The organism is Streptomyces venezuelae ATCC 10712 (assembly GCF_008639165.1).
In the GTDB taxonomy this organism is placed as follows: domain Bacteria; phylum Actinomycetota; class Actinomycetes; order Streptomycetales; family Streptomycetaceae; genus Streptomyces; species Streptomyces venezuelae.
The window spans coordinates 5,948,293-5,970,322 of record NZ_CP029197.1 but is presented as its reverse complement, the minus strand read 5'-3'; the positions used below and the strand labels follow the sequence as shown (position 1 = coordinate 5,970,322).

Here is a 22,030-nt window from a genome sequence, read left to right as displayed (position 1 = left end):
CCTGACGATAAGCACGCCCCTCGGAAGCACCGGCGATGACTCGCCCGCCCGCCCGCGAGGCTTCCGTCGTGTCCGTGTCCGGCATCCCGTCACACCCCCAGTTGAAGACCCTCTGCGGCCTGCTCGACCATACCGAGACCGAGCCTGCCGACCCGCACGGCGAACGGCTCTCCCGCGACCACGAGCCCCGAGAACCGGATCGCCCCGAGCGGCGCCGACCGCAGCGGATGGGTCGACACGGACCGGCCGGGTGCGTCCGGCCGGATACCGGCGAGCGCCAGCAGCGCGTGCAGGGCTCCGGCGGCCGCGACGGCCGCGGGCCGGCAGGCGGCGGGGTGCGGCACCGGGCGGGCGCCGGCCGTCCGCTGCTCCCCCGCGTACATCTCGGGCAGCCGGTACGTGAACGCCTCCGCCGCGTCGAGCAGCCCGCGCAGCAGGGAGGCCGCCTCCTTCTCGTGGCCGGCGGCGGCCAGCCCGGCCACGGCCACCGCCGTCTCGTGCGACCGCACCGCTCCGGCCCGGTGGCCGAAGGGGTTGTAGCCCGGCTCCTTCGCTCCCAGGCCGCGCAGACCCCAGCCGGAGTCCAGCGCGGGTGTGCCGAGCAGCCTCGCCACCTGCTCCGTCTCCGCCCCGTCGAGGAGGCCCCGCGCATGGCTGCCGCCTCCCAGCAGTCCGGTGTCGAGCAGATGCGCGGCCCAGCCACCCAGGTGGGGCCAGGTCCGGCCGTCCGGTCCACGGGCGACGGCGGGGCGGCCGCCCGCACGGTCGTCGAGCCAGAATTCCCGCCTGAAGCGCTCCCGCAGGCCGCGTGCCGCTTCGCGCAGCGCGTCTCCCCCGGGCCGCTCGCAGGCGTCGAGCAGGTCGGCACCGAGCAGGGCCGCGCGGTGCGCGTGCGCCTGGGTCTCGGCCCGCCAGGGTCCGTCGGGCCCCGGGTCCGGGACGAGACCGCTCCCGTCGAGCGTCCGGCGCAGCCAGCCGAGGCAGCGCTCCGCCGTGGGAAGCAGCTCCTCCAGATCCGCGGCCGGCAAGCCCCAGCGGCGGGCCTCGGCGAGCACCACGGGGAAGGCGAGGGTGGCCTCGATGCCCGTGCAGCGGGGCGGGAGGTGCGGACCCGCGTCCCGGAGGGGTCCGGGGATGCGGCCGGACTGGGGTCCGGCTCCGGCGAGTTGGGTACGGCCCAGGGCCCGCAGTGTGGTGACGGCGAGACGGGTGCCGAGCGGCAGCGCCATGCGGGCCGCCCAGAGCGCCTCGGCGGTGACGGGTCCGCAGCGCCAGGGGACACCGGCCGCGAGGTGAACGTCCGCGGGGTGGGCCCGGTCACGCTGGAGCAGGGCCCGCAGGTCCTCGACGGAGACCCGCAGCAGTTCTCCCGGGCGGTGGTCGTCGCCCTCCGCGTGGGCCTCGGCGAGGAGGTGGCCGCCGGGCCGTCCGGCGCCCGCGGCCGACGGGGCGGCGGTGGGGCGGCCGGGCGCGCCCTCACGTACCCGGAGCTGGAGGGTGAACGTGCCCCCGGGCGGCAGCTCGGCCTCCCAGCGCAGTACTCCGGCCGCCGCCAGGGCGTCCGTCGGCGGCGGGTCCGCCGTGACGGCGACGGACCTTCCGTCCCCGCCGGTCCAGCGCAGGCCGGTGCCGTGGACGCTCGCGGCGAGTTCGGGCCGGGGTCTGCCGGACGCCACCGCGCCCAGGTCCGCGAGATCCGTGCCCAGAGCGATTTCCACCGGGAGCCTGAGGGGGCGGGGGACGGCACTGCGCAAGGTGATCCGCTCGGTTCCGTCGGCGCTCCGGGTGCGCTCGACGGTGAGACCGGGGTCGGGCCCCATGTCCCCGGGGACCCGGAGGGCTCCGAGGAACACCGCCCGGTCCGCGGCCGCCAGCCGGCCCTGGAGGGCGACGGGCTCACGCCCCGCCACCCGCAGGACGCAGCGGGCCAGGAGCCTTCGCCCCGCCGCGTACACCCCTTCGGGCCCCTCGCCGGTGAGCTGGCCGTGCTCGGCGCAGACGGCGAGGGCGGGCAGGGCGACGCAGAGGAGCGCACCGTGCACCGAGGGGAGCTCCGCGGGCCGTACCGGTCCCGGGGGCGCGACGCCGGTGCCGGGCCGGCGCCCGGGAGGCGGGTCGATCGGGGGTCCAGGGCGGCCGGGGGCCGGGAGAGGGCTGAGGGCCATGGCGGGTACGGGGTGCTCTCTGTGCGAACCGGGCGGCCGGCGGGGCGTCGGCGGGAGGGTTCGGACGACGCCGCCAGAGAGGTGAACGCGCCCGCGTGCGGCCGGGTCACGGTCGTCATCGGCCACTCCTGGTGCCGCGCTGCCCGCCGTGCCTCGGCGTCCCGCTCCCCGGCTTCCCCGTGGCGGGCCCGCCGGGCCGGACTCCGGCCGAGGGACGGCGCTCCCCTCCTCCGGTCTGGCGGCCGGGCTTCCGGAGGGCCTGCCCGCCGCCCTGCGGGCGCGGCGAGCGCACCCCGCCGCTTCGGGCGGTGGCGGGAGTGGCCTCCTGGGAGGCGAGCCGGGTGTCCCGCTCGGTCCGCAGGCAGCTCCGGAGGGACTCGGGGTCGAGCCCTTCGTTGCAGGCCTGGTGGAGCAGTCGGGCGAAGACGTACTCCGGGTCGGCTTCGAGCGCGAGCCCGAGGGCGACCCGGGCGGTCGGCTCGTCGCCGCCGGACCAGGCCGTCCAGCCCGCGAGGGTCAGCGGCGCGGCGGCGTGTTCCTGGTAGGGGGCGACGCAGCGCCGGGAGAGGACCCGCCAGAGCCGCAGGGCTGCCGTGCCTTCCCAGCCCTCCATCCATTCGGCGGCACGGTCACGGGTGACCCGGTCCTGGAGGCCGAGAATGAGCGTCGCCGCCTCCTCGGTCGCGACCAGGGCGTCGTCGGCGGCGTCGGCCCGCGCCGTCGGGCCGCCCGGCGCGCGGGTCCGGCCCATGGCGCCCGTGGTGTCCGCGCCACCCGTCGGGCTCGGCTCGGCCCCTCCCGGGTTGGCGAACCGACGGAGGATGTCCCGGGCGAGCCTCAGCGTCGCCTCGCGGACCTTCTCGCGCCCCTCGTCCTCCGTGTCCTCCAGGATCTGGGGGACGATCGCGGCGGCCGCGCTGTCCAGCGCCGCGCGCTGGGCCTCCTCCTGGGGTCCGCCGGGCGGCCGGAACCGGCTCTCCATGTCCCGCAGCGAGCCCCGTACCTGCACTCCGGCGTACGCCGCGGTCGCGGCCATCACCGACGTGCCGCTGAGGGCGAGCGGGGTGCCGTCGGGCGGACAGCAGCGCGCGTCCGGGCAGCAGTACGAGAAGTAGAGGCCGTCGGAGATGCAGAGGGCCTCGTAGACCGGGATGTCGAGGGCGCCGCAGGCGATGCGCAGCAGCTGCGCGAAGGGGCGCAGGCGCTCCATGACCCTGCGGCTCGTCTCGCCGGCTCCGGGGTCCTGGCAGAGGAAGACGACGATGCCGTCCGGTCGTGCGCCGCTCCGGGAGCCGCCCTCGACGAGGCATTCGGCGAGGTGGTCGGCGGTGGACGCCCACTCGCGGGGCGAGCGGGGAATGCCGAGCCTGACCCGGCCGCCGAAGCGTCCGTGCTCGCCGTGGAGGGCGATGAGGACGACCGAGTCCGTGGGATGGAAGCCCAGCACGAACGGGAGGGCGTCGGCGAGTTCCGCAGGGCCTCGCAGGGTGATCTGCTGGGTACGGGACAGTCCGCTGGTTTCGTGGTGATTCGCGTTCATGGTCAGGACGGTCTCGTGATCTTCCGAAATCCGAAACCCCTGTGGATAACTCCCGGAACGAGGCATCCGCCGGACTCGCGAGTTGTCCACAGGTTCGGTGGCTCGTTCGCGCGATGTCCGAGGCATCGGGTTGCATGGAGGCATGACCCACGCAGACCCCCTGGAAGACCGCGCCGCGCTGCGGACCGCCGCCGATGCCGTGCTCGCCCGTCTCGTCTCCGACCCGACGGGCGAGGCGAGACTGCGCGAGGACCAGTGGCGGGCCATCGAGGCCCTGGTGGCCGACCGGCGTCGGGCCCTCGTGGTGCAGCGGACCGGCTGGGGCAAGTCGGCCGTGTACTTCGTGGCGACCTCGCTGCTGCGCGAGCGCGGCAGCGGTCCGACCGTGATCGTCTCCCCCCTCCTCGCGCTGATGCGCAACCAGGTGGAGGCGGCCGCCCGGGCGGGCATCCGCGCCCGGACGATCAACTCGTCGAACACGGAGGAGTGGGACACGGTCCAGGAGGAGGTCTCCGCCGGTGAGGTGGACGTGCTCCTGGTGAGCCCGGAGCGGCTCAACAACCCCGACTTCCGCGATCAGGTCCTCCCGCGCCTCGCGGCCGCGACCGGGCTGCTCGTCGTCGACGAGGCGCACTGCATCTCGGACTGGGGCCACGACTTCCGGCCCGACTACCGCCGCCTGCGCACCATGCTCGCCGACCTGCCGTCCGGGGTCCCGGTGCTCGCCACCACCGCCACGGCCAACGCCCGGGTGACCGCGGACGTGGCCGAGCAGCTGGGGACGGGCGCGGGCACGGACGCCCTGGTGCTGCGCGGGCCTCTGGACCGGGAGAGCCTCAGCCTGGGCGTGGTCAGACTTCCGGACGCGGCCCATCGGCTCGCCTGGCTCGCCGACCATCTCGGCGAGCTGCCGGGCTCCGGGATCATCTACACCCTGACGGTCGCCGCGGCCGACGAGGTCACGGCCTACCTGCGCCAGTGCGGGCACACGGTCTCCTCGTACACGGGCCGCACGGAGAACGCCGACCGGCAGCAGGCGGAGGACGATCTCCAGGGCAACCGGGTCAAGGCGCTGGTGGCGACCTCAGCCCTCGGCATGGGCTTCGACAAGCCGGACCTGGGGTTCGTCGTGCACCTCGGGTCGCCTTCCTCCCCGATCGCCTACTACCAGCAGGTCGGCCGTGCCGGGCGCGGGGTGGAGCACGCCGAGGTCCTTCTGCTGCCCGGGCAGGAGGACGAGGCGATCTGGCGCTACTTCGCCTCGGTCGCCTTCCCGCCCGAGGAGCAGGTGCGCCGCACGATCGACGTGCTGGCGCAGGCCGGCCGGCCCCTGTCGCTGCCCGCGCTCGAGCCGCTGGTGGAGCTGCGCCGGACACGTCTGGAGACGATGCTCAAGGTCCTCGACGTGGACGGTGCGGTGCGTCGGGTGAAGGGCGGATGGGAGAGCACGGGCCGGCCCTGGGTGTACGACACGGAGCGCTACGCGTGGGTGGCGCGGCAGCGGGCGGCCGAGCAGCAGGCGATGCGTGACTACGCGTCGGCTTCGGGGTGCCGGATGGAGTTCCTGCGGCGCCAGCTCGACGACGAGGAGGCCGCTCCGTGCGGTCGCTGCGACAACTGCGCGGGTAGCCGGTTCGATCCGAAGGTGTCCGACGCGGCGCTGGACGCAGCCAAGGGAGAGTTGGGGCGGCCGGGCGTGGAGGTCGAGCCCCGGAAGATGTGGCCGACGGGACTCGCCGCGGTCGGGGTCGATCTGAAGGGTCGCATCCCGGTCGGCGAGCAGGCCTTCGGCGGGCGGGCGCTCGGGCGGCTCTCGGACATCGGCTGGGGCAACCGGCTGCGTCCGCTGCTGGCCGACACCGCCACGGACGGTCCGGTTCCGGACGATGTGGTGCAGGCGGTCGTCCATGTGCTCGCCGACTGGGCCAAGGGGCCGGGAGGTTGGGCCTCGGGTGCACCGGATGCCCCGGACCGGCCCGCCGGGGTGGTCACCGTGGCCTCCCACCGCAGACCCCGGCTGGTGGGCTCGCTCGGACAGCGGATCGCCGAGATCGGCCGGATGCCCCTGCTCGGCGAAGTGGAGTACACACCCGAGGCGGAGGAGCTGCGGCTGTCGCGGACCAACAGCGCCCAGCGGGTGGTCGGCCTGCAGAAGACCCTGACGGTCTCGGCGGAGTTGGCGGGTCGTCTCGCCTCGGCCGGTGGTCCGGTTCTGCTCGTCGACGACCTGTCCGACAGCGGCTGGACACTCGCGGTCGCGGCGCGGTTGCTGCGTCGGGCCGGAGCGGAAGGAGTGTTCCCGCTGGTGCTTGCCGTCCAGGGGTGAAACGGGAGGGGAAACGGGGAGTGAACAATGGGCAACTGGGCAGGGATATGAGAGGCATACCGACGCATTCCCGTCAGCGGCCTCAATTGCTCGTTGCCGCTCGCGCACGGGGCCGCAAGAATTGGGAAACCGCTTCGCTCGGCCCCGTCCGCGGTCCGGAAGGACTGTGCCGTGGCGCGCGCTCACCCGACCTTGCCCGCTCACGGGCGCGTATCCGAAGGGAGGACCGTGACCCTCGGATTCGCTCCGCCCCGAGCCACCTCGCTCAGCTCGTCGTCCGAGTCCGCCAACCGCCTCGCCCGGATACTCGAACCCGCGCAGTGGTCCGCGGCGGGCATCCCCCTGTTGCGCAATCCCCGTGAGATCGTCAGCGGTCTGCACTCGCGCCACACCCCCACCCCTTCGATGGCGGTCCTCGCGGTCCTGGACCATGAGGAACGGCTCGCCGCCAGCGCCTCGTTCGTCCGCCGTCCCTCCCCGGCGGACGGCTGGGAGTTCCGCAACGCGCTGCTCGCGCATCTGCGGCGGGTCATTCCGCACGACCTCCGCAGACGCACGCCGGTCCGGACCGCGGTCCTGCTGTACTGCCGCGAGGGCGACGAGCGGTGGACGGAGGAGGACGGTGCCTGGATGTGGGGGCTCCGGGACGCCTGTACCCTGCACGGGCTCCGCTGCGGGGCGTACATCACGCTGACCCGAGCGGGCTGGCAGGTGCTCGGCGAAGGGCGCGGCGGCCGGCGTCCCAGCTCCGACTCGCTCCCGCTGCCGCTCGGCGAAGGGCCGGCCGAACTCGCCCAGCTGGCACCGAGAACCGCGAGCGGCGCGAGCGAACCCCTGCGCCGGGCCGCCGCCCGCTGACCGCACGCGCACCCGGCCCCGTATACGACGCACTCCGACACGACGCCCTCGCCGACGCGGGGGCCGCGACGCAGGGGTCCCGTACACGACGCCGCCCGACGCGAGGGCACGATGCGACGCACTCCAACGCGACGCGCCGGCGCAACCGACCCCGCCCCGCCGGACCGGTTTCGTTCCGGCGGAGGGGCGGTCAGACGGTGGAGTGCGTTCGGGCGGTCGGTCAGACGCCTGCGCCGGCTCCGAGGAGCGACGTGACGCGCTGCGGGTCACCGCAGACGACGAGGAGCGCCTGGGCGCGGGCCGTGGCCGACGGCAGGGCCTCGGCGACCGACGCGTCGTCCCCACCGTTGAGGGCGACGATCACCACGGGACGGGCGTTCGCCCGCTCCACGGCGGCGGCCTGCGCGAAGAACACGTCGTCGCCGGTGTCCTGCTGCGCCCAGTAGGCCGCCTCACCGAAGGACAGCTCGTGCGTGGCCCACGGGTGGGGGTCGCCGGTGGTGAGGAGCAGCACCTCACCGGGCGCCCGTCCGCTCTCCAGGAGCAGGTCCAGTGCTTCCTCGGCGGCGTCGAGCGCGCCGTCGACGGTGGCCGGGATCAGCTGGAGCTGCGGGGCGGATCGCTGACCGGAACGATTCTCCGGAGCGTCCGCCGGAGTCGGCGCCGCATCGGGGTGCGTGCGCTGCACCGGTGCCTTGGGCCGCGGCGGGCCGGGTACGGGGCGTCCGGGACGCGGAGTGGCCGCGGAACGCGGGCCGGGTACGGGACGGGGGGTCGACGCGGGGCGGCCGGCGGCCGCGGTGGCGCGGGGACCCTGGGCGCTCTCGTGAATCTGAGGCTCCTCGGGGATGAGAGGCATGGGTGGATGTCTATCAAACGCCGCTGCGTGAGGCACCGGCGGGTGGGCACACATGTGCACCCCGGCCGTGTGGGAGCCCTGTTGAGCGGGGCCCCGCGACCGGAAGTTTCAGAAGTCGAAGCCGAGTTGGCCCCCGCTTTCGAGCGCGACCGCCTCCGCGGAGAGGCGGACCTTTTTGAGGTGCCGCCACCTGGGCATGGCGTCCAGGTACGACCAGGAGAGTCGGTGGTGGGGGGTGGGCCCCAGCTCTTCGAGCGCCGCCTTGTGGACCGGCGAAGGGTAGCCCGCGTTGGCGCCGAAGGCGTACGCCGCGTAGTCCCCTGCGCTGGTCTCCAGCTCCGCCATGAAGGCGTCCCGTCGGACCTTGGCGATGACGGAGGCGGCCGCCACGGCGATGCAGGACTGGTCGCCCTTGATCACCGTACGGACCTGCCAGGGGCCGCCGAGGTAGTCGTGCTTGCCGTCGAGGATCACCGCGTCGGGCCGTACGGGAAGGCCTTCGAGGGCCCGGACCGCCGCGAGCCTGAGGGCGGCGGTCATGCCGAGCTCGTCTATCTCCTGCGGGGAGGCGTCGCCGAGCGCGTACGCCGTGACCCACCCCTCCAGCTCGGCGGCGAGCGTCGTGCGGCGCTTGGGAGTGATCAGCTTGGAGTCGGTGAGCCCTTCGGGCGCCCGGCGGAGTCCGGTGACGGCCGCGCACACGGTGACCGGGCCGGCCCACGCCCCGCGTCCGACCTCGTCGACTCCGGCGACGATCTTGGCGCCGGTGGTGGCTCGGAGCGATCGCTCGACGGTGTGGGTGGGTGGTTCGTACGGCATGGCGCCTGACAGGTTACGCCGCCTGGTGCCGCCCGCGATACCCGGTTTCCCCTCGGGTGCCCGAAGCGCCTGCCGCGGGGCGCGCGCCGGGGTTCAGGCCCGGACCAGCGGCACCATGATCCGGTCGATCAGTTCGGCGATCTCATCGTCCGGCCATTCGCTTGCGCACACCTTTGAGCGGTACATCATCATGGCGGGGATGACGTCGATCACGAGATCGTCGTTGGCGTCGGCGCGTACGTCTCCCCTTGCGATTCCGCGTTGGAGAACGTCCCGGAAGAGTCGGGCCGACGGCTCGACCACCCCGGTGACGATCAGGCCGTGGAACCGCTCAGCGGCCTCGGCGTCGCATTCGTGAAGGACCGAACGCAGAGCAAAGCCCGGCTTGGAGTACATGACGTCCCGGACCCGGCGGCACAGTTCGTACAGGTCGTCACGCACACCGCCGAGGTCCGGCGCCTCGTCGAGCGTCGGCAGTCCGGCCTGCAGGGCGTCCGCGACGAGATCTTCCTTCGAAGGCCAACGCCGGTACACCGCGGCTTTACCGGTCTGCGCGCCGACCGCGACACCCTCCATTGTCAGACCGTTCCATCCGACGCTGCTCAGCTGGTCGAGCGTGGCCTCCAGGATGGCCCGTTCGAGGACGGGGCCACGGCGTCGCAGCGACACCCCTTCCGGCCGGGCGGCGGCCGTGGAGCGCGAAGTAACCATCAGGATCTCTCCGTTGAAGCGATGTCATGCAGTGCGGCAGCGCACAGTGAACGGTTGCGTTCTCTGTGGGGGACTCACTACCGTGGTGGACAGTGAACGGGTGCGTTCACTAATTCTTCCGTGGGGGATCCATAGTGACAACATCTCCGGTGGACACACAGACCAAGGGCGGACCCGCACGCGCCGGAGGCCGGCCGGGCATCGCCCTGACCGTCATCGCCGCCTGCCAGCTGATGGTCGTTCTCGACGCCACCATCGTGAACATCGCGCTGCCGCACATCCAGGACGCGCTCTCCTTCTCGACGACCGATCTGTCGTGGGTGCTCAGCGCCTACACGCTCACCTTCGGCGGCCTGCTGCTCCTCGGCGGCCGCACGGGGGACATCCTGGGCCGCCGCCGGGTGTTCATGGCCGGCATCCTGCTCTTCACCTTCGCCTCGCTGCTCGGCGGATTCGCCCAGGAGCCCTGGCACCTGCTCGCCGCGCGGGCCCTGCAGGGTGTGGGCGGCGCCATCGCCTCACCCACCTCGCTGGCCCTGATCACCACGACGTTCCCCGAAGGACCGGAACGCAACCGGGCGTTCGGCGTGTTCGCCGCCGTCTCCGCCGGTGGTGGCGCGATCGGGCTCCTCGCCGGCGGCATGCTCACGGAGTGGCTGGACTGGCGCTGGGTCCTCTTCGTCAACGTACCGATCGGCCTGCTGATCGCGTTCCTCACCCCGCGGTACATCGCGGAGTCCGAGCGCCACCCCGGCCGGTTCGACATCGCCGGAGCCACGACCTCCACCCTCGGCATGGCCGCGCTGGTCTACGGCTTCATCCGGGCCTCCGAGGAGGGCTGGAAGGACGCGCTGACCATCGGATCCTTCGTGTCGGCGGTGATCCTCCTCGTGGCCTTCGCGGTCGTGGAATCGCGTGCCAAGGAACCGATCACGCCGCTCCGGATGTTCGCGGACCGCAACCGTTCGGGCACGTACGTGATCATGCTCAGCCTGGCCGCCGCCATGTTCGGCATGTTCTTCTTCATCGTGCTGTGGGTCCAGGACGTCCTGGGATACAGCCCGATCCAGTCCGGGCTCGCCTTCCTGCCCGTGACCTTCGCGATCGGCGCCGGCGCGGGCCTCGCGCAGCGTTTCCTGCCGGTCCTCGGGCCCAAGCCGTTCATGGTCGCCGGTTCGGCGATCACGGGTGCGGGCCTCTTCTGGCTGACGTTCATCGACTCGGGCAGCACCTATGCGAGCGGTGTGCTCGGTCCGATGATCCTGTTCGGCTTCGGCATGGGCCTCAACTTCGTGACGCTCACGCTCACGGCCGTCTCCGGGGTGGCCCAGCACGAGGCGGGCGCCGCGTCCGGCCTGCTCAACGCCACGCAGCAGGTCGGCGGCTCGCTCGGCCTCTCCATCCTGGTCACGGTCTTCGGCACGGCCAGCCGTGAGGAGGGCGACAAGCAGCTTCCGAACTTCCTGGCGAACTCGACGCCCGAGCAGCAGGCCGAGGTCATGAAGACGAAGCAGCTGCCCGCGCCCTGGGGCCACGAGGTGCTGACCGCGGGCATCTCCTCGGCCTTCACGGCGGCGGTCGCGATGGTGCTGATCGCCCTGGTCACGGCCGTCCTGGTGATCCGCGTCCGCAAGAGCGACCTGGAAGCGCTCAGCGGCCGCGCCGAGGCGGCCGGTCCGATGGCCTGACCACCACCGGCGGCTTCGACCGCCCGCCGGTGGCCTGCTCGCCGGCCGGTGACCCGGTCGCCCGCCAGTGGCCTTGACCGTCCGCCGATGACCCGACCAGCCACCACCACCCCTGGAACACACCGACGGCCCCCGAGCCCCGACCGGGACTCAGGGGCCGTCGGATCGTTTCACGCGGCACCCGGCTGTCAGGCCGCCGGTACCGGGACCCAGCCCGGAAGCTCCTCGGTCTGCCGCAGCCATTCGGCCGGCGGCGCACCGCCCGCCGCGGCGGCCACCACGCCCCCGGCGATGGCGCAGGTCGTGTCGACGTCGCCGCCGACCTGCGCGGTCGTCCAGAACACCTGCTCGAAGTCGCCGAGGCGCCGCGCCGCCGACCAGAGGGCGAACGGAACGGTGTCGTGCGCGCTCGTCCGCCGGCCGCTGCCGAGCACCGCGGCGACCGTGCCGGGGTCGCCGTAGTCGAGCATGTCGCGGGCCCGGCGCAGCCCCGCCCCGACCGCGCTGCGCGGTACGAGGGCGATGACCCCGTCGAGCAGCGCCTCGGGCGTGGGCGGCCCCGCCGGGTCGGCGGCCAGCGCGGCCGCCGCCGCGACGGCCATGGTGCCGACCACGGCTTCCCGGTGCTGGTGGGTCGTGTACGCCGAGATCTCGGCCTGGTGGGTGGCCTGCTCGGGGTCCTCCGCGTACCAGGCGCCGAGCGGCGCGATCCGCATCGCGGCGCCGTTGCCCCAGGAACCCTGTCCCTGGAAGAGGCCGGCGGCGAGTTCCCGCCAGTCACCGCCCTCCCGGATGAGCCGGAGCATGCGGTTGACCGCGGGGCCGTAACCCCGGTCGAAGTCGTGGTGCTGGGCGAAGGACATGGCCAGGGCGTCCTGGTCGATCCGTTCGTGGCGGGCGAGGACGGCCAGGACGGAGCAGGCCATCTCGGTGTCGTCGGTCCACTGCCAGGGGCCGGCGGGCAGCTCGCGCCGCTTCAGCAGGGGGTAGTTGGCGGGTACGAAGAACTGGGAGCCCAGGGCGTCTCCCACGGACAGCCCGCGCAGGCTGGCCAGGGCGCGGTCGAAGCGCCGGTCGAATGAGGAGTCAGCGGTCATCGGTCTGCCACTCTATCCGGTAGGGCCGTACGGTTCCGGGGTACGCCAGCGTTCGAACGGCCTGTCCAGACGGTATCGCCCGTCTTCGTCCAGCAGCAGCGTGCGGGTCTCCGCGTTGCCCGGATTCGACAGCGACTCGAAGTCCGCGACCGTCCAGTGGAACCAGCGCATGCAGAACAGGCGCATGGTCAGTCCGTGGGTGACGATCAGGACGTTCGGCGGATGGTCGGGCGCCTCGAAACTGCGGTACAGGCTCTCCAGGAACGCCCCGACCCGGTCGTACACGTCCGCGCCCGACTCTCCCTGCGCGAAGCGGTAGAAGAAGTGCCCGTACGCGTCCCGGTAGGCCTTCTGCAGGCGTACGTCCTCGCGCTCCTGCCAGTTCCCCCAGTCCTGCTCCCGCAGCCGCGGTTCCTCCCGCACCCGGACCTGCTCCGGCGGCAGGCGGAAGGCCCGGAGGGTCTCGTGGGTGCGTCGGTACGGCGAGACGTAGACGCTGACGGCCTCGTCCCCGAAGAGCTCCCGCAGCCGGTCCCCCGTCCGCTCCGCCTGCGCCCATCCGGTCTCGGTGAGGCGCAGCGCGTGGTCGGGCTCCCGTTCGTACACCGTGTCATCGACATTGCCCTCGGACTCTCCGTGCCGTACGAGGACGATGCGCCGCGGTCGTGCCATACCCCGACCCTAGATCGCCGGTCCCGGGCAGGCTCAGCCGAGGGGGCGCTCGGCGCCCATCCGGCGTACCCGACCCCGGTCCCCCGGCTCAGTCGGGCCAGATCGAGCCACGTCCCCGCGCTCAAACCGTCCCTGTCAGCACGTGTCGCCGACTCAGACCGTCCAGGCCGGTTCGAGCTGCACCACGTCGCCGGTCAGGGCCGCCACGTCGGCCGCGGTCCTGGCCCGGAGCCCGAGCCGCTCGATCCGCTCGACGCGGTACTTCCCGTGCTCCGCCGCGGACTGCCACAGGGACAGCACCAGGAACTCGCTGCCCGGTGCCTCCCCGAAGAGGCCCCGGAGCATGCCGGGGGAACCGGCCATCGCCGGGTTCCACACCTTCTCCTGCATGAGCGCGAAGTGCTCGGCGCGGTCCTCGTGCACACGGCAGTGCGCCACCCGGGCCACGTCGGCGTCGGTGAACCGCGGCTCGAACCCGGTCTTCACGTCGAAGCGGTGGTCGAACAGCTTGGTCTGGATGTCCTTGAAGGTGCCCGCCTGGGAGGCCGCCAGCCGATCGTGCGAGCGCGCCATGAACGAGTCGTAGAAGGCCCGGCTCTCCCAGAACGCGAAGATGTGGGCGACGTCCGGCCGAGCCCGGCTCCACCCGCCGCCCTGGCCCCGGAATCCCGGCTCACCGAGCAGCCCCGCCCATTTCCGCTGTCCCCGTTCGAACCCTCGGCGGTCCATCACGGTGCAGCGAATCCACTTGACCAGCACCGCGCCATCGTACGGGGCGGACGACCGGCCCGGCAGACCTCGTCAGGCCCCCACCGGGTGCATTCGTCCGAGGCCCGCGCGCTCCTCTTCGTCCAGTTCGATGCCGAATTCGGCCCGCAGTGTTTCGATCAACTCTGCCGCGGGCACGATCCGTTCCTCGCTCTGGCCGTCCGTCCGCAGCGTCGAGAGCCGCTCGCGCACCAGGGCTCTGCGCACCTGGGTCCCGGGTCGCTGGGCGACCACCTGGCCGAGGAAGCGCGACTGCGGATGGCTTGAGCTGTAGTGGTTCATGACGGCGAAGTCGCCGGGGTAGATCGTCTGCGGGGAGAAGGCGTACAGGTCGGTCCAGCCCTGGGGCCGCAGGAAGCGCAGCACCTGGATGCCCTCGTCCTCGGTGGCTATCCCGAAGGTCCAGCCGCTCTGCTCGACGCGGGCGCCGTCCCGCAGGGGCACCGGCTCCAGAGGTCCCTGCCAGCCGAAACCGACGTCGGCGAGCCATTGTTCGCCGTCGATCGTGACGACGAGCAGGGCGTGGGTGACGGGGGGCAGCGCGGTCCCCCGTGACCGGTTACGGGCTCCGCGCCCGGCGACGGCGAAGCCGATCCGTTCGAGGACCGCGGCGAACAGGGAGTTCTGCTCGTAGCAGTAGCCTCCCCTGCGCCGCTCCACCAGCTTGACCTGAAGGCTCTTGAGGTCCAGCGGCACCGGTCTGCCGAGGAGGACGTCGACGTTCTCGAAGGGCACGGCCCGGATGTGCGCCCGGTGAAGGGCCGTCAAGGTCCGTAGATCCGGGGCGAGTTCCCCGTCCCGCTCGATCACGTATCCGATTCGAGCCAGATATGCGTCGAGATCCAGCTCCTCACCACTCCACAAGGCGTTCTCCCCCTCAACCCCCGGGCCCACTGTCGTAGCCCCATGACACCATGAGTGATCGGGCCACGACCACGGGCTTTCGAGCGGGTCGGACGGTACGACGCGAGGCGTGCGCGGGGGCGTACGCGGAGAGGGGATGCGCCATGAGTGGACTCAACAGCGGACTCAACAAAGGGCTGGGCCGGGTTGAGGTCACGCTCAGGTGGGACCCCGCCCCGATCGGAGCGCCGGCCCATGACCTGGACATCGTCGCCGGTGTCTTCACGGCGGACGAGCCGTACGGAGCGCCGGTCCAGCTCGTCCACTTCGGCAGCCGCTCCCCCGACGGCACGATCACGCTGCACCGGGACAGCCGTACGGGGCAGGGATTCGGCTACGACGAGGCGATGACCCTGGAGCTCGACCGGCTGGCACCGCGGTACGCGCGCGTGGTGGTGGGTGTCGCCATACAGCAGGGCGGCGGGCGGCTGGCCTTCGGGGACATAGCGAACACGGGCATACGGGTCCGCGAGGGCTACACGGACCTGCTGGTCCACGACTTCGCGGACGTGCCGGACGCCCTGGCGGCGACGGTCGTGGAGTTCACCCGCGACGGCGCCGAGGGCTGGGCGTACCGCCCGATCAGCCACGGCTACGACGCCGACCCCCAGACCTTCGCCACCCTGCTGGGCTCCGCCCGCCCCTGAAGCCCCTGCCGCGCGGGGACCCGGGCACGGGAAAGGGGACCGACACGAGGCCGGCCCCCTTCATGGAGCAACTACCCGATGTCAGCTGCAGCCGCTGGTCGAGCCGCAGCCCTCGCAGATGTAGCAGGAGCCGGCGCGCTGCATCTTCGTACCGCAGGAGAAGCAGAGCGGGGCGTCGGCGCTGATGCCGAGCTGCATCTCGACGAGTTCGGCCGAGGTGTGCGCCTGCTTCGGCGCCGGGATCTCGGTGACCGGGGCCGGGGCCGCGACGGCCTTCAGTTCCTGGGCGCGGGGCGCCGACTGGGCGAGGGTCTCGATGTGGACCTCGTCCTCGTCGGACTGCTCGTACGAGCCGGTGTCGAGGTGACGCTGGCGCTCCTCGGCGGAGTGGATGCCGAGGGCGGAGCGGGTCTCGAAGGGCAGGAAGTCCAGCGCCAGGCGGCGGAAGATGTAGTCGACGATCGACTGCGCCATCCGCACGTCCGGGTCGTCCGTCATGCCGGCCGGCTCGAAGCGCATGTTGGTGAACTTCGAGACGTACGTCTCGAGCGGGACGCCGTACTGCAGGCCGACGGAGACCGCGATGGAGAAGGCGTCCATCATTCCGGCGAGGGTCGAGCCCTGCTTGGACATCTTGAGGAAGACCTCGCCGAGACCGTCGTCCGGGTAGGAGTTGGCGGTCATGTAGCCCTCGGCGCCACCGACGGTGAAGGAGGTGGTGATCCCCGGACGGCCCTTGGGCAGACGCTTGCGGACCGGGCGGTACTCGACGACCTTCTCGACGGCCTCGCGGATCGTCGCCTCGGACTTCGCGGTGACCTCGGCCTTCTCGTCCTCCTTCTTCTTGGCGGAGAGCGGCTGGCCGACCTTGCAGTTGTCGCGGTAGATCGCGAGCGCCTTGACGCCCATCTTCCAGGCCTCGAAGTAGACCTCCTCGACGTCCTCGACCGTGGCCGTCTCCGGCAGGTTCACGGTCTTGGAGAGGGCGCCGGAGATCCACGGCTGGATGGCGGCCATCATGCGGACGTGGCCCATCGCGGAGATGGAGCGCTCGCCCATGGCGCAGTCGAAGACCTCGTAGTGCTCGGTCTTCAGGCCGGGGGCGTCGATCACATTGCCGTGCTCGGCGATGTGGGCGACGATCGCCTCGATCTGCTCCTCCTGGTAGCCCAGGCGGCGCAGGGCCTGCGGGACGGTGCCGTTGACGATCTGCATCGAGCCGCCGCCGACGAGCTTCTTGAACTTGACCAGGGCGAGGTCGGGCTCGAGGCCGGTGGTGTCGCAGGACATCGCGAGACCGATGGTGCCGGTGGGGGCGATGACCGAGGCCTGGGCGTTGCGGAAGCCGTGCTTGGCGCCGAGGCGGATCACGTCCTGCCAGGCCTCCGTGGCGGCGGCCCAGATCGGCGAGTCCAGGTCGTCCATGCGGACGGCCTTGGTGTTCTCGTCGGCGTGCTGCTGCATGACGCGCTGGTGCGGCGCGGCGTTGCGGGCGTAGCCGTCGTACGCGCCGACGACCGCGGCGAGCTCGGCGGAACGCTTGTACGAGGTGCCGGTCATCAGGGAGGTGATGGCACCGGCGAGGGCGCGGCCGCCGTCCGAGTCGTACGCGTGGCCGGTCGCCATCAGCAGGGCGCCGAGGTTGGCGTAGCCGATGCCGAGCTGGCGGTAGGCGCGGGTGTTCTCGCCGATCTTCTGGGTGGGGAAGTCGGCGAAGCAGATGGAGATGTCCATCGCGGTGATGACGAGCTCGACGACCTTGGCGAAGCGCTCGACCTCGAAGGACTGGTTGCCCTTGCCGTCGTCCTTGAGGAACTTCATGAGGTTCAGCGAGGCGAGGTTGCAGGACGTGTTGTCCAGGTGCATGTACTCGCTGCACGGGTTCGAGCCGTTGATGCGGCCGGACTCGGGGCAGGTGTGCCAGTGGTTGATCGTGTCGTCGTACTGGATGCCCGGGTCGGCGCAGGCCCACGCGGCCTCGGCCATCTTACGGAAGAGCGACTTGGCGTCGACCTCCTCGATGACCTCGCCGGTCATGCGCGAGGTGAGGCCGAACGTGCCACCGGACTCGACGGCCTTCATGAACGTGTCGTTCACGCGGACGGAGTTGTTGGCGTTCTGGTACTGGACGGACGTGATGTCGTCGCCGCCCAGGTCCATGTCGAAGCCCGCGTCACGGAGGGCGCGGATCTTCTCCTCCTCCTTGACCTTGGTCTGGATGAAGTCCTCGATGTCGGGGTGGTCGACGTCGAGGATGACCATCTTGGCCGCGCGACGGGTCGCGCCGCCCGACTTGATCGTGCCGGCGGAGGCGTCGGCGCCGCGCATGAAGGAGACCGGGCCGGAGGCGTTGCCGCCGGAGGAGAGCAGCTCCTTGGAGGAGCGAATACGGGAGAGGTTCAGGCCGGCGCCGGAGCCGCCCTTGAAGATCATGCCCTCTTCCTTGTACCAGTCGAGGATCGACTCCATGGAGTCGTCGACGGACAGGATGAAGCAGGCGGAGACCTGCTGGGGCTGCGGCGTGCCGACGTTGAACCAGACCGGCGAGTTGAAGCTGAAGATCTGGTGCAGGAGGGCGTAGGCCAGCTCGTGCTCGAAGATCTCGGCGTCGGCGGGCGAGGCGAAGTAACCGTACTCCTCGCCGGCCTTCGTGTACGTCTTCACGATCCGGTCGATGAGCTGCTTGAGACCGGTCTCGCGCTGCGGGGTGCCGACGGCCCCGCGGAAGTACTTGCTGGTGACGATGTTGACCGCGTTCACCGACCAGAAGTCGGGGAACTCGACGCCACGCTGCTCGAAGTTGATCGAGCCGTCGCGCCAATTGGTCATGACGACGTCACGGCGCTCCCAGGCCACCTCGTCGTACGGATGCACGCCAGGGGTGGTGTGGATGCGCTCGATACGCATGCCCTTGCCCGCGGCCTTCGCTCCCTTGGAACGAGAACCACGTGCCGGACCGCTCGCCGTCTCTGTCATGCCGCCTCCCATATACGGGCAAAACACACTTTGGCGCCCAGATAGTCCCAGGGCACCGTCTTCTGTACGTCGTTCTGTACTGCTGCCACGAACGGCACGGAGTCGTTCGTGGCACGTCTGCCAGGCCGCTCGGCGGCCGGCCGCCGGGCACTGTCGGCCCGGACCGCCGGTCAGTCGGCGGCGGTGGCGGGAACGGGGACCTCGGGGGTCGCACCGGTCCCGCGGTTCTCAGCGGGAGGCCGCACGCGGAGTTCCACGATGGCGGCCTCGAAGTCTTCGAGGCTGTCGAAAGCCTTGTACACGGACGCGAAGCGCAGGTACGCGACGACGTCGAGCTCCTGCAACGGGCCGAGGATGGCCAGGCCCACGTCGTGGGTGGTCAGCTCGGCGCTGCCGGTGGCGCGCACCGCCTCCTCGACCCGCTGGCCGAGTTTGGCGAGGGCGTCCTCGGTGACCGGTCGCCCCTGGCACGCCTTGCGCACCCCGGAGATGACCTTGGTACGGCTGAAGGGCTCGGTGACACCGGACCGCTTCACCACCATGAGCGAGCACGTCTCCACCGTCGTGAAACGACGGGAGCAGTCGGGGCACTGGCGACGACGCCGGATCGACGTCCCGTCGTCGGTGGTGCGACTGTCGACGACTCGGCTGTCCGGGTGCCTGCAGAAGGGGCAGTGCATTGGTTCCGACCCTCCTCATGGCACGACTGGTGAACCTCACCCGGCCCGTCAAGGCCCTGCGAAGCGACCACCAGCATAGGCGATGCGGTCGCCCCCGGCGGACCGGGGACCACTACCCCTGGGTGGCCGATGCCATCCAACCACTAGATCTTGGGTTAAAGGCGATTCCGGGCCCTCCGCGTGTCGCGGCGGGCCCACTCCCGGGATTCGACACCTTCGGGTGCGACACTGGGAGGGTGCACCGGATGCTCGCGACCCAGCGGCGAAGGCTACCGTAACCACCGAATTGGGGCGGCCGCGGGAGGGTGCTCATACACCCGCATGCGTACACGCGTAAGGCAATCTGCGAATTTTCACTCGAACGTGTGTTTGGCGCAACCTTTCGAAAGCCACTACCGTTGTGCCAGCCAGGGAGACCATTCGAGAGGGGCCGACGACGTGACCACCACCGCAGACAGTGCCACCATCACCGCCCAGGACCGCTCCCAGGGCCGACTCGAGCCGGTGCACGCCATGAATGACGCAAGCATGAACGGCGAGGAGCCCGGGCGGCCCGCCCGCGCCCTCCCCGGGCGACCTCCAGGCATCCGAGCCGACAGCTCCGGTCTCACCGACCGGCAGCGCAGGGTCATCGAAGTCATCCGCGACTCGGTCCAGCGCCGCGGCTACCCGCCGTCGATGCGTGAGATCGGGCAGGCGGTCGGCCTCTCCAGCACGTCGTCCGTGGCGCACCAGCTCATGGCGCTCGAGCGCAAGGGCTTCCTCCGCCGCGACCCGCACCGGCCCCGCGCCTACGAGGTACGCGGCTCCGACCAGCCGAGCACCCAGCCGACGGACACCACGGGCAAGCCCGCAGCGTCGTACGTCCCGCTGGTCGGCCGGATCGCGGCCGGTGGCCCGATCCTCGCCGAGGAGTCCGTCGAGGACGTCTTCCCCCTCCCCCGGCAGCTGGTGGGTGACGGCGAGCTCTTCGTCCTCAAGGTCGTCGGCGACTCGATGATCGAGGCCGCCATCTGTGACGGCGACTGGGTCACCGTCCGCCGCCAGCCCGTCGCGGAGAACGGCGACATCGTCGCCGCCATGCTCGACGGCGAGGCCACGGTCAAGCGCTTCAAGCGCGAGGACGGTCACGTCTGGCTGCTCCCGCACAACGCGGCGTACCAGCCGATCCCCGGCGACGAGGCCACCATCCTCGGCAAGGTCGTCGCGGTACTGCGGCGGGTGTGACCCCACCTCGCCGGCTCTGACCGGGCCCCGGGACCCCCTGCGCCGGTCCCGGGGCCCTGCCGTGTGCCCCGTCCCGAGCCCCGGGAGAACCCGGGCTCGGGACGGGGCCCCTCAGGTTCCCGCCGCCTTCGACGCGGCGTCGATGGCCGCCAGCGACTTCCGTACCTGATTGCGGTCGGTCGTGTACCAGAAGTCGGGCAGCGAGGCCTTCAGATAGCTTCCGTACCGCGCCGTCGCCAGCCGCGGGTCCAGGACCGCCACCACACCGCGGTCGCCCGTGGCCCGCACCAGACGACCGGCGCCCTGGGCCATCAGCAGGGCCGCGTGGGTCGCCGCGACCGCCATGAAGCCGTTGCCCCCGGCCTCCTCGACCGCCTTCTGCCGGGCGCTCATCAGCGGGTCGTCCGGCCGCGGGAACGGAATCTTGTCCATGACGACCAGCTGACAGCTCGCCCCCGGGACGTCCACGCCCTGCCACAGCGACAACGTGCCGAAGAGACAGGTCTTCGGATCGGCCGCGAAGTTCTTGATCAACTCGCCCAGGGTGTCCTCGCCCTGGAGCAGGATCGGCAGCTCGGGAACCCGGACCCGCAGCTCCTCCGCCGCCTGCTGCGCGGCGCGCATCGACGAGAACAGGCCCAGGGTCCGCCCGCCTGCCGACTGCATCAGCTCGGTCAGCTCGTCGAGCATGTCGGCCCGGTCCCCGTCACGCGCCGGACGGGAGAGGTGCTTGGCGACGTAGAGGATGCCCTGCTTGGGATAGTCGAACGGGGAGCCGACGTCGATGCCCTTCCAGACGGGCAGATCGTCACCCTTGGTGCCCTCCGGAGCGAGGCCGAGCGAGGCCCCCACCCCGTTGAAGTCGCCGCCCAGCTTGAGCGTGGCCGAGGCGAGGACCACGGACCGCTCCGTGAACAGCTTCTCCCGCAGCAGCCCCGAGACGGACAGCGGCGCGACCCGCACCGAGGCTCCGAAACGGTCGTGCCGCTCGTACCAGACGACGTCGTACTCCGACCCCTGGGTGATCCGCTCCGCCACCCCGTGGACGGTCTCCACGGAGGCCATGGCCTGCTTGCGCACCGCGTCCTCGTCCTGCACGGACCTGTCCCGGGTGGAACCCAGGGCCGTGATCACCGCGCGGGCCGCGTCCCGCAGCGCCATCAACGCGTACGCGAGATCCTCCGGGATCTCCTCCAGGCGCCCCGGCGGGGCCAGCTCCATGACCCGCTCGAAGCCCTCGGCAGCGGTCTGCAGCTGGTCGGCCACCTTCTCGTCGACCAGTTTCGCGGACCGGCGGACGGCACGGTTGACCTGCCCCGGGGTGAGCTCGCCGGTGGCGACCCCGGTCACCCGGGAGACCAGCTCGTGCGCCTCGTCGACGATCAGGACCTCGTGCTGCGGGAGCACGGGGGCGCCCTCGATGGCATCGATCGCCAGCAGCGCGTGGTTGGTGACGACGACGTCGGCGAGCTTGGCGCGCTCGCGCGCCGCTTCCGCGAAGCACTCCGCCCCGTACGCGCACTTGCTCGCGCCCAGGCACTCCCGCGAGGAGACCGAGACCTGCGCCCAGGCCTTGTCGGAGACGCCCGGCGTCAGGTCGTCCCGGTCGCCGGTCTCCGTCTCGTCCGACCAGTCCCGGAGCCTGATGAGGTCCTGCCCCAGCTTGCTGGTGGGCGCGGCCGCCTCGAAGGGATCGAACAAGCCGTCCTCCTCGTCCTGCGGGACCCCTTCGTGGAGCCGGTGCAGACACAGATAGTTCGACCGGCCCTTGAGCATGGCGAACTGCGGGCGGCGACGCAGCTGCGGATGCAGGGCGTCGACCGTCCGCGGAAGGTCGCGCTCGACGAGCTGGCGCTGCAGCGCCAGGGTGGCCGTGGCCACCACCACCCGCTCGCCCTGGGCAAGCGCCGGCACGAGGTAGCCGAGCGACTTACCGGTGCCGGTGCCGGCCTGGACGAGGAGGTGGGAGTTGTCGTCGATGGCCTCGGCCACGGCCGCGGCCATGGTGACCTGGCCGGGCCGCTCCGTGCCGCCGACGGCGGTGACGGCGGCGTGGAGGAGGTCGGGGAGGGATGGCTTCGTCATAGCCCTCCC

General features: G+C 71.8%; 17 protein-coding genes. 5 read left to right on the top strand and 12 right to left on the bottom strand.

The window, feature by feature from the left end:
- Positions 1-89: 89 nt before the first annotated feature.
- Positions 90-2,165, bottom strand: a complete 2,076-nt coding sequence (locus DEJ43_RS27600) for a glycogen debranching N-terminal domain-containing protein (RefSeq protein WP_015036677.1) — start codon at positions 2,163-2,165, stop codon at positions 90-92.
- A 115-nt stretch (positions 2,166-2,280) separates the two neighbouring features.
- Positions 2,281-3,705 carry a DUF4192 domain-containing protein gene (locus tag DEJ43_RS27595; RefSeq protein WP_015036676.1) on the bottom strand — a complete coding sequence of 475 codons (1,425 nt, stop codon included), beginning with the start codon at positions 3,703-3,705 and terminating at the stop codon, positions 2,281-2,283.
- A gap of 142 nt (positions 3,706-3,847) precedes the next feature.
- Here DEJ43_RS27595 and DEJ43_RS27590 point away from each other — a divergent pair, with 142 nt between their 5' ends.
- Positions 3,848-6,031 carry a RecQ family ATP-dependent DNA helicase gene (locus tag DEJ43_RS27590; protein WP_015036675.1) on the top strand — a complete coding sequence of 728 codons (2,184 nt, stop codon included), beginning with the start codon at positions 3,848-3,850 and terminating at the stop codon, positions 6,029-6,031.
- 228 nt (positions 6,032-6,259) lie between these two features.
- Positions 6,260-6,889, top strand: coding sequence for a hypothetical protein (locus DEJ43_RS27585; RefSeq protein ID WP_015036674.1), 630 nt, complete (start codon positions 6,260-6,262; stop codon positions 6,887-6,889).
- Between the two features lie 220 nt (positions 6,890-7,109).
- Here DEJ43_RS27585 and DEJ43_RS27580 read toward each other — a convergent pair whose 3' ends face one another.
- The 3 genes from DEJ43_RS27580 to DEJ43_RS27570 all read right to left on the bottom strand — a co-directional run bounded on the left by DEJ43_RS27580 (position 7,110) and on the right by DEJ43_RS27570 (position 9,278).
- The gene (locus tag DEJ43_RS27580) at positions 7,110-7,748 is read right to left on the bottom strand and encodes a hypothetical protein (protein ID WP_041662961.1); all 639 of its coding nucleotides are present in this window, start codon (positions 7,746-7,748) and stop codon (positions 7,110-7,112) included.
- Between the two features lie 108 nt (positions 7,749-7,856).
- Complete coding sequence (locus DEJ43_RS27575) at positions 7,857-8,567, bottom strand: ribonuclease HII (protein WP_015036672.1); 711 nt, start codon at positions 8,565-8,567, stop codon at positions 7,857-7,859.
- Between the two features lie 93 nt (positions 8,568-8,660).
- Positions 8,661-9,278 (bottom strand): TetR/AcrR family transcriptional regulator, encoded by a 618-nt coding sequence (locus DEJ43_RS27570; RefSeq protein WP_015036671.1) that lies wholly within the window; start codon positions 9,276-9,278, stop codon positions 8,661-8,663.
- A 134-nt stretch (positions 9,279-9,412) separates the two neighbouring features.
- On the opposite strand from DEJ43_RS27570, the gene DEJ43_RS27565 reads away from it, so the two are divergent.
- Entirely contained in the window at positions 9,413-10,966 is a 1,554-nt protein-coding gene (locus tag DEJ43_RS27565) for an MFS transporter (RefSeq protein WP_041662959.1), read from the top strand.
- A 188-nt stretch (positions 10,967-11,154) separates the two neighbouring features.
- Here DEJ43_RS27565 and DEJ43_RS27560 read toward each other — a convergent pair whose 3' ends face one another.
- From DEJ43_RS27560 to DEJ43_RS27545, 4 genes are all read right to left on the bottom strand, one after another.
- Positions 11,155-12,063 carry an ADP-ribosylglycohydrolase family protein gene (locus tag DEJ43_RS27560; protein ID WP_015036669.1) on the bottom strand — a complete coding sequence of 303 codons (909 nt, stop codon included), beginning with the start codon at positions 12,061-12,063 and terminating at the stop codon, positions 11,155-11,157.
- A 12-nt stretch (positions 12,064-12,075) separates the two neighbouring features.
- Complete coding sequence (locus DEJ43_RS27555) at positions 12,076-12,735, bottom strand: histidine phosphatase family protein (protein WP_015036668.1); 660 nt, start codon at positions 12,733-12,735, stop codon at positions 12,076-12,078.
- Positions 12,736-12,888: 153 nt separating this feature from the next.
- On the bottom strand, positions 12,889-13,494 hold the full coding sequence (locus DEJ43_RS27550) for a YdbC family protein (protein WP_015036667.1): 606 nt from the start codon (positions 13,492-13,494) through the stop codon (positions 12,889-12,891).
- A 42-nt stretch (positions 13,495-13,536) separates the two neighbouring features.
- Positions 13,537-14,271 (bottom strand): arylamine N-acetyltransferase family protein, encoded by a 735-nt coding sequence (locus DEJ43_RS27545; protein ID WP_233447992.1) that lies wholly within the window; start codon positions 14,269-14,271, stop codon positions 13,537-13,539.
- Between the two features lie 239 nt (positions 14,272-14,510).
- On the opposite strand from DEJ43_RS27545, the gene DEJ43_RS27540 reads away from it, so the two are divergent.
- A complete protein-coding gene (locus DEJ43_RS27540; protein ID WP_015036665.1) occupies positions 14,511-15,053 on the top strand; it encodes a TerD family protein in 543 nt (180 codons plus the stop codon).
- Between the two features lie 81 nt (positions 15,054-15,134).
- On the opposite strand, the gene DEJ43_RS27535 is transcribed toward DEJ43_RS27540, so the two are convergent.
- Positions 15,135-18,029, bottom strand: coding sequence for a vitamin B12-dependent ribonucleotide reductase (locus DEJ43_RS27535; RefSeq protein ID WP_041662957.1), 2,895 nt, complete (start codon positions 18,027-18,029; stop codon positions 15,135-15,137).
- A 170-nt stretch (positions 18,030-18,199) separates the two neighbouring features.
- A complete protein-coding gene (nrdR, locus tag DEJ43_RS27530; protein WP_015036663.1) occupies positions 18,200-18,709 on the bottom strand; it encodes a transcriptional regulator NrdR in 510 nt (169 codons plus the stop codon).
- A 438-nt stretch (positions 18,710-19,147) separates the two neighbouring features.
- Between nrdR and lexA the strand changes: the two genes are divergently transcribed.
- Positions 19,148-19,936, top strand: a complete 789-nt coding sequence (lexA, locus tag DEJ43_RS27525) for a transcriptional repressor LexA (protein ID WP_015036661.1) — start codon at positions 19,148-19,150, stop codon at positions 19,934-19,936.
- Between the two features lie 111 nt (positions 19,937-20,047).
- On the opposite strand, the gene DEJ43_RS27520 is transcribed toward lexA, so the two are convergent.
- Positions 20,048-22,021 (bottom strand): ATP-dependent DNA helicase, encoded by a 1,974-nt coding sequence (locus DEJ43_RS27520; RefSeq protein WP_015036660.1) that lies wholly within the window; start codon positions 22,019-22,021, stop codon positions 20,048-20,050.
- Positions 22,022-22,030: the final 9 nt, after the last annotated feature.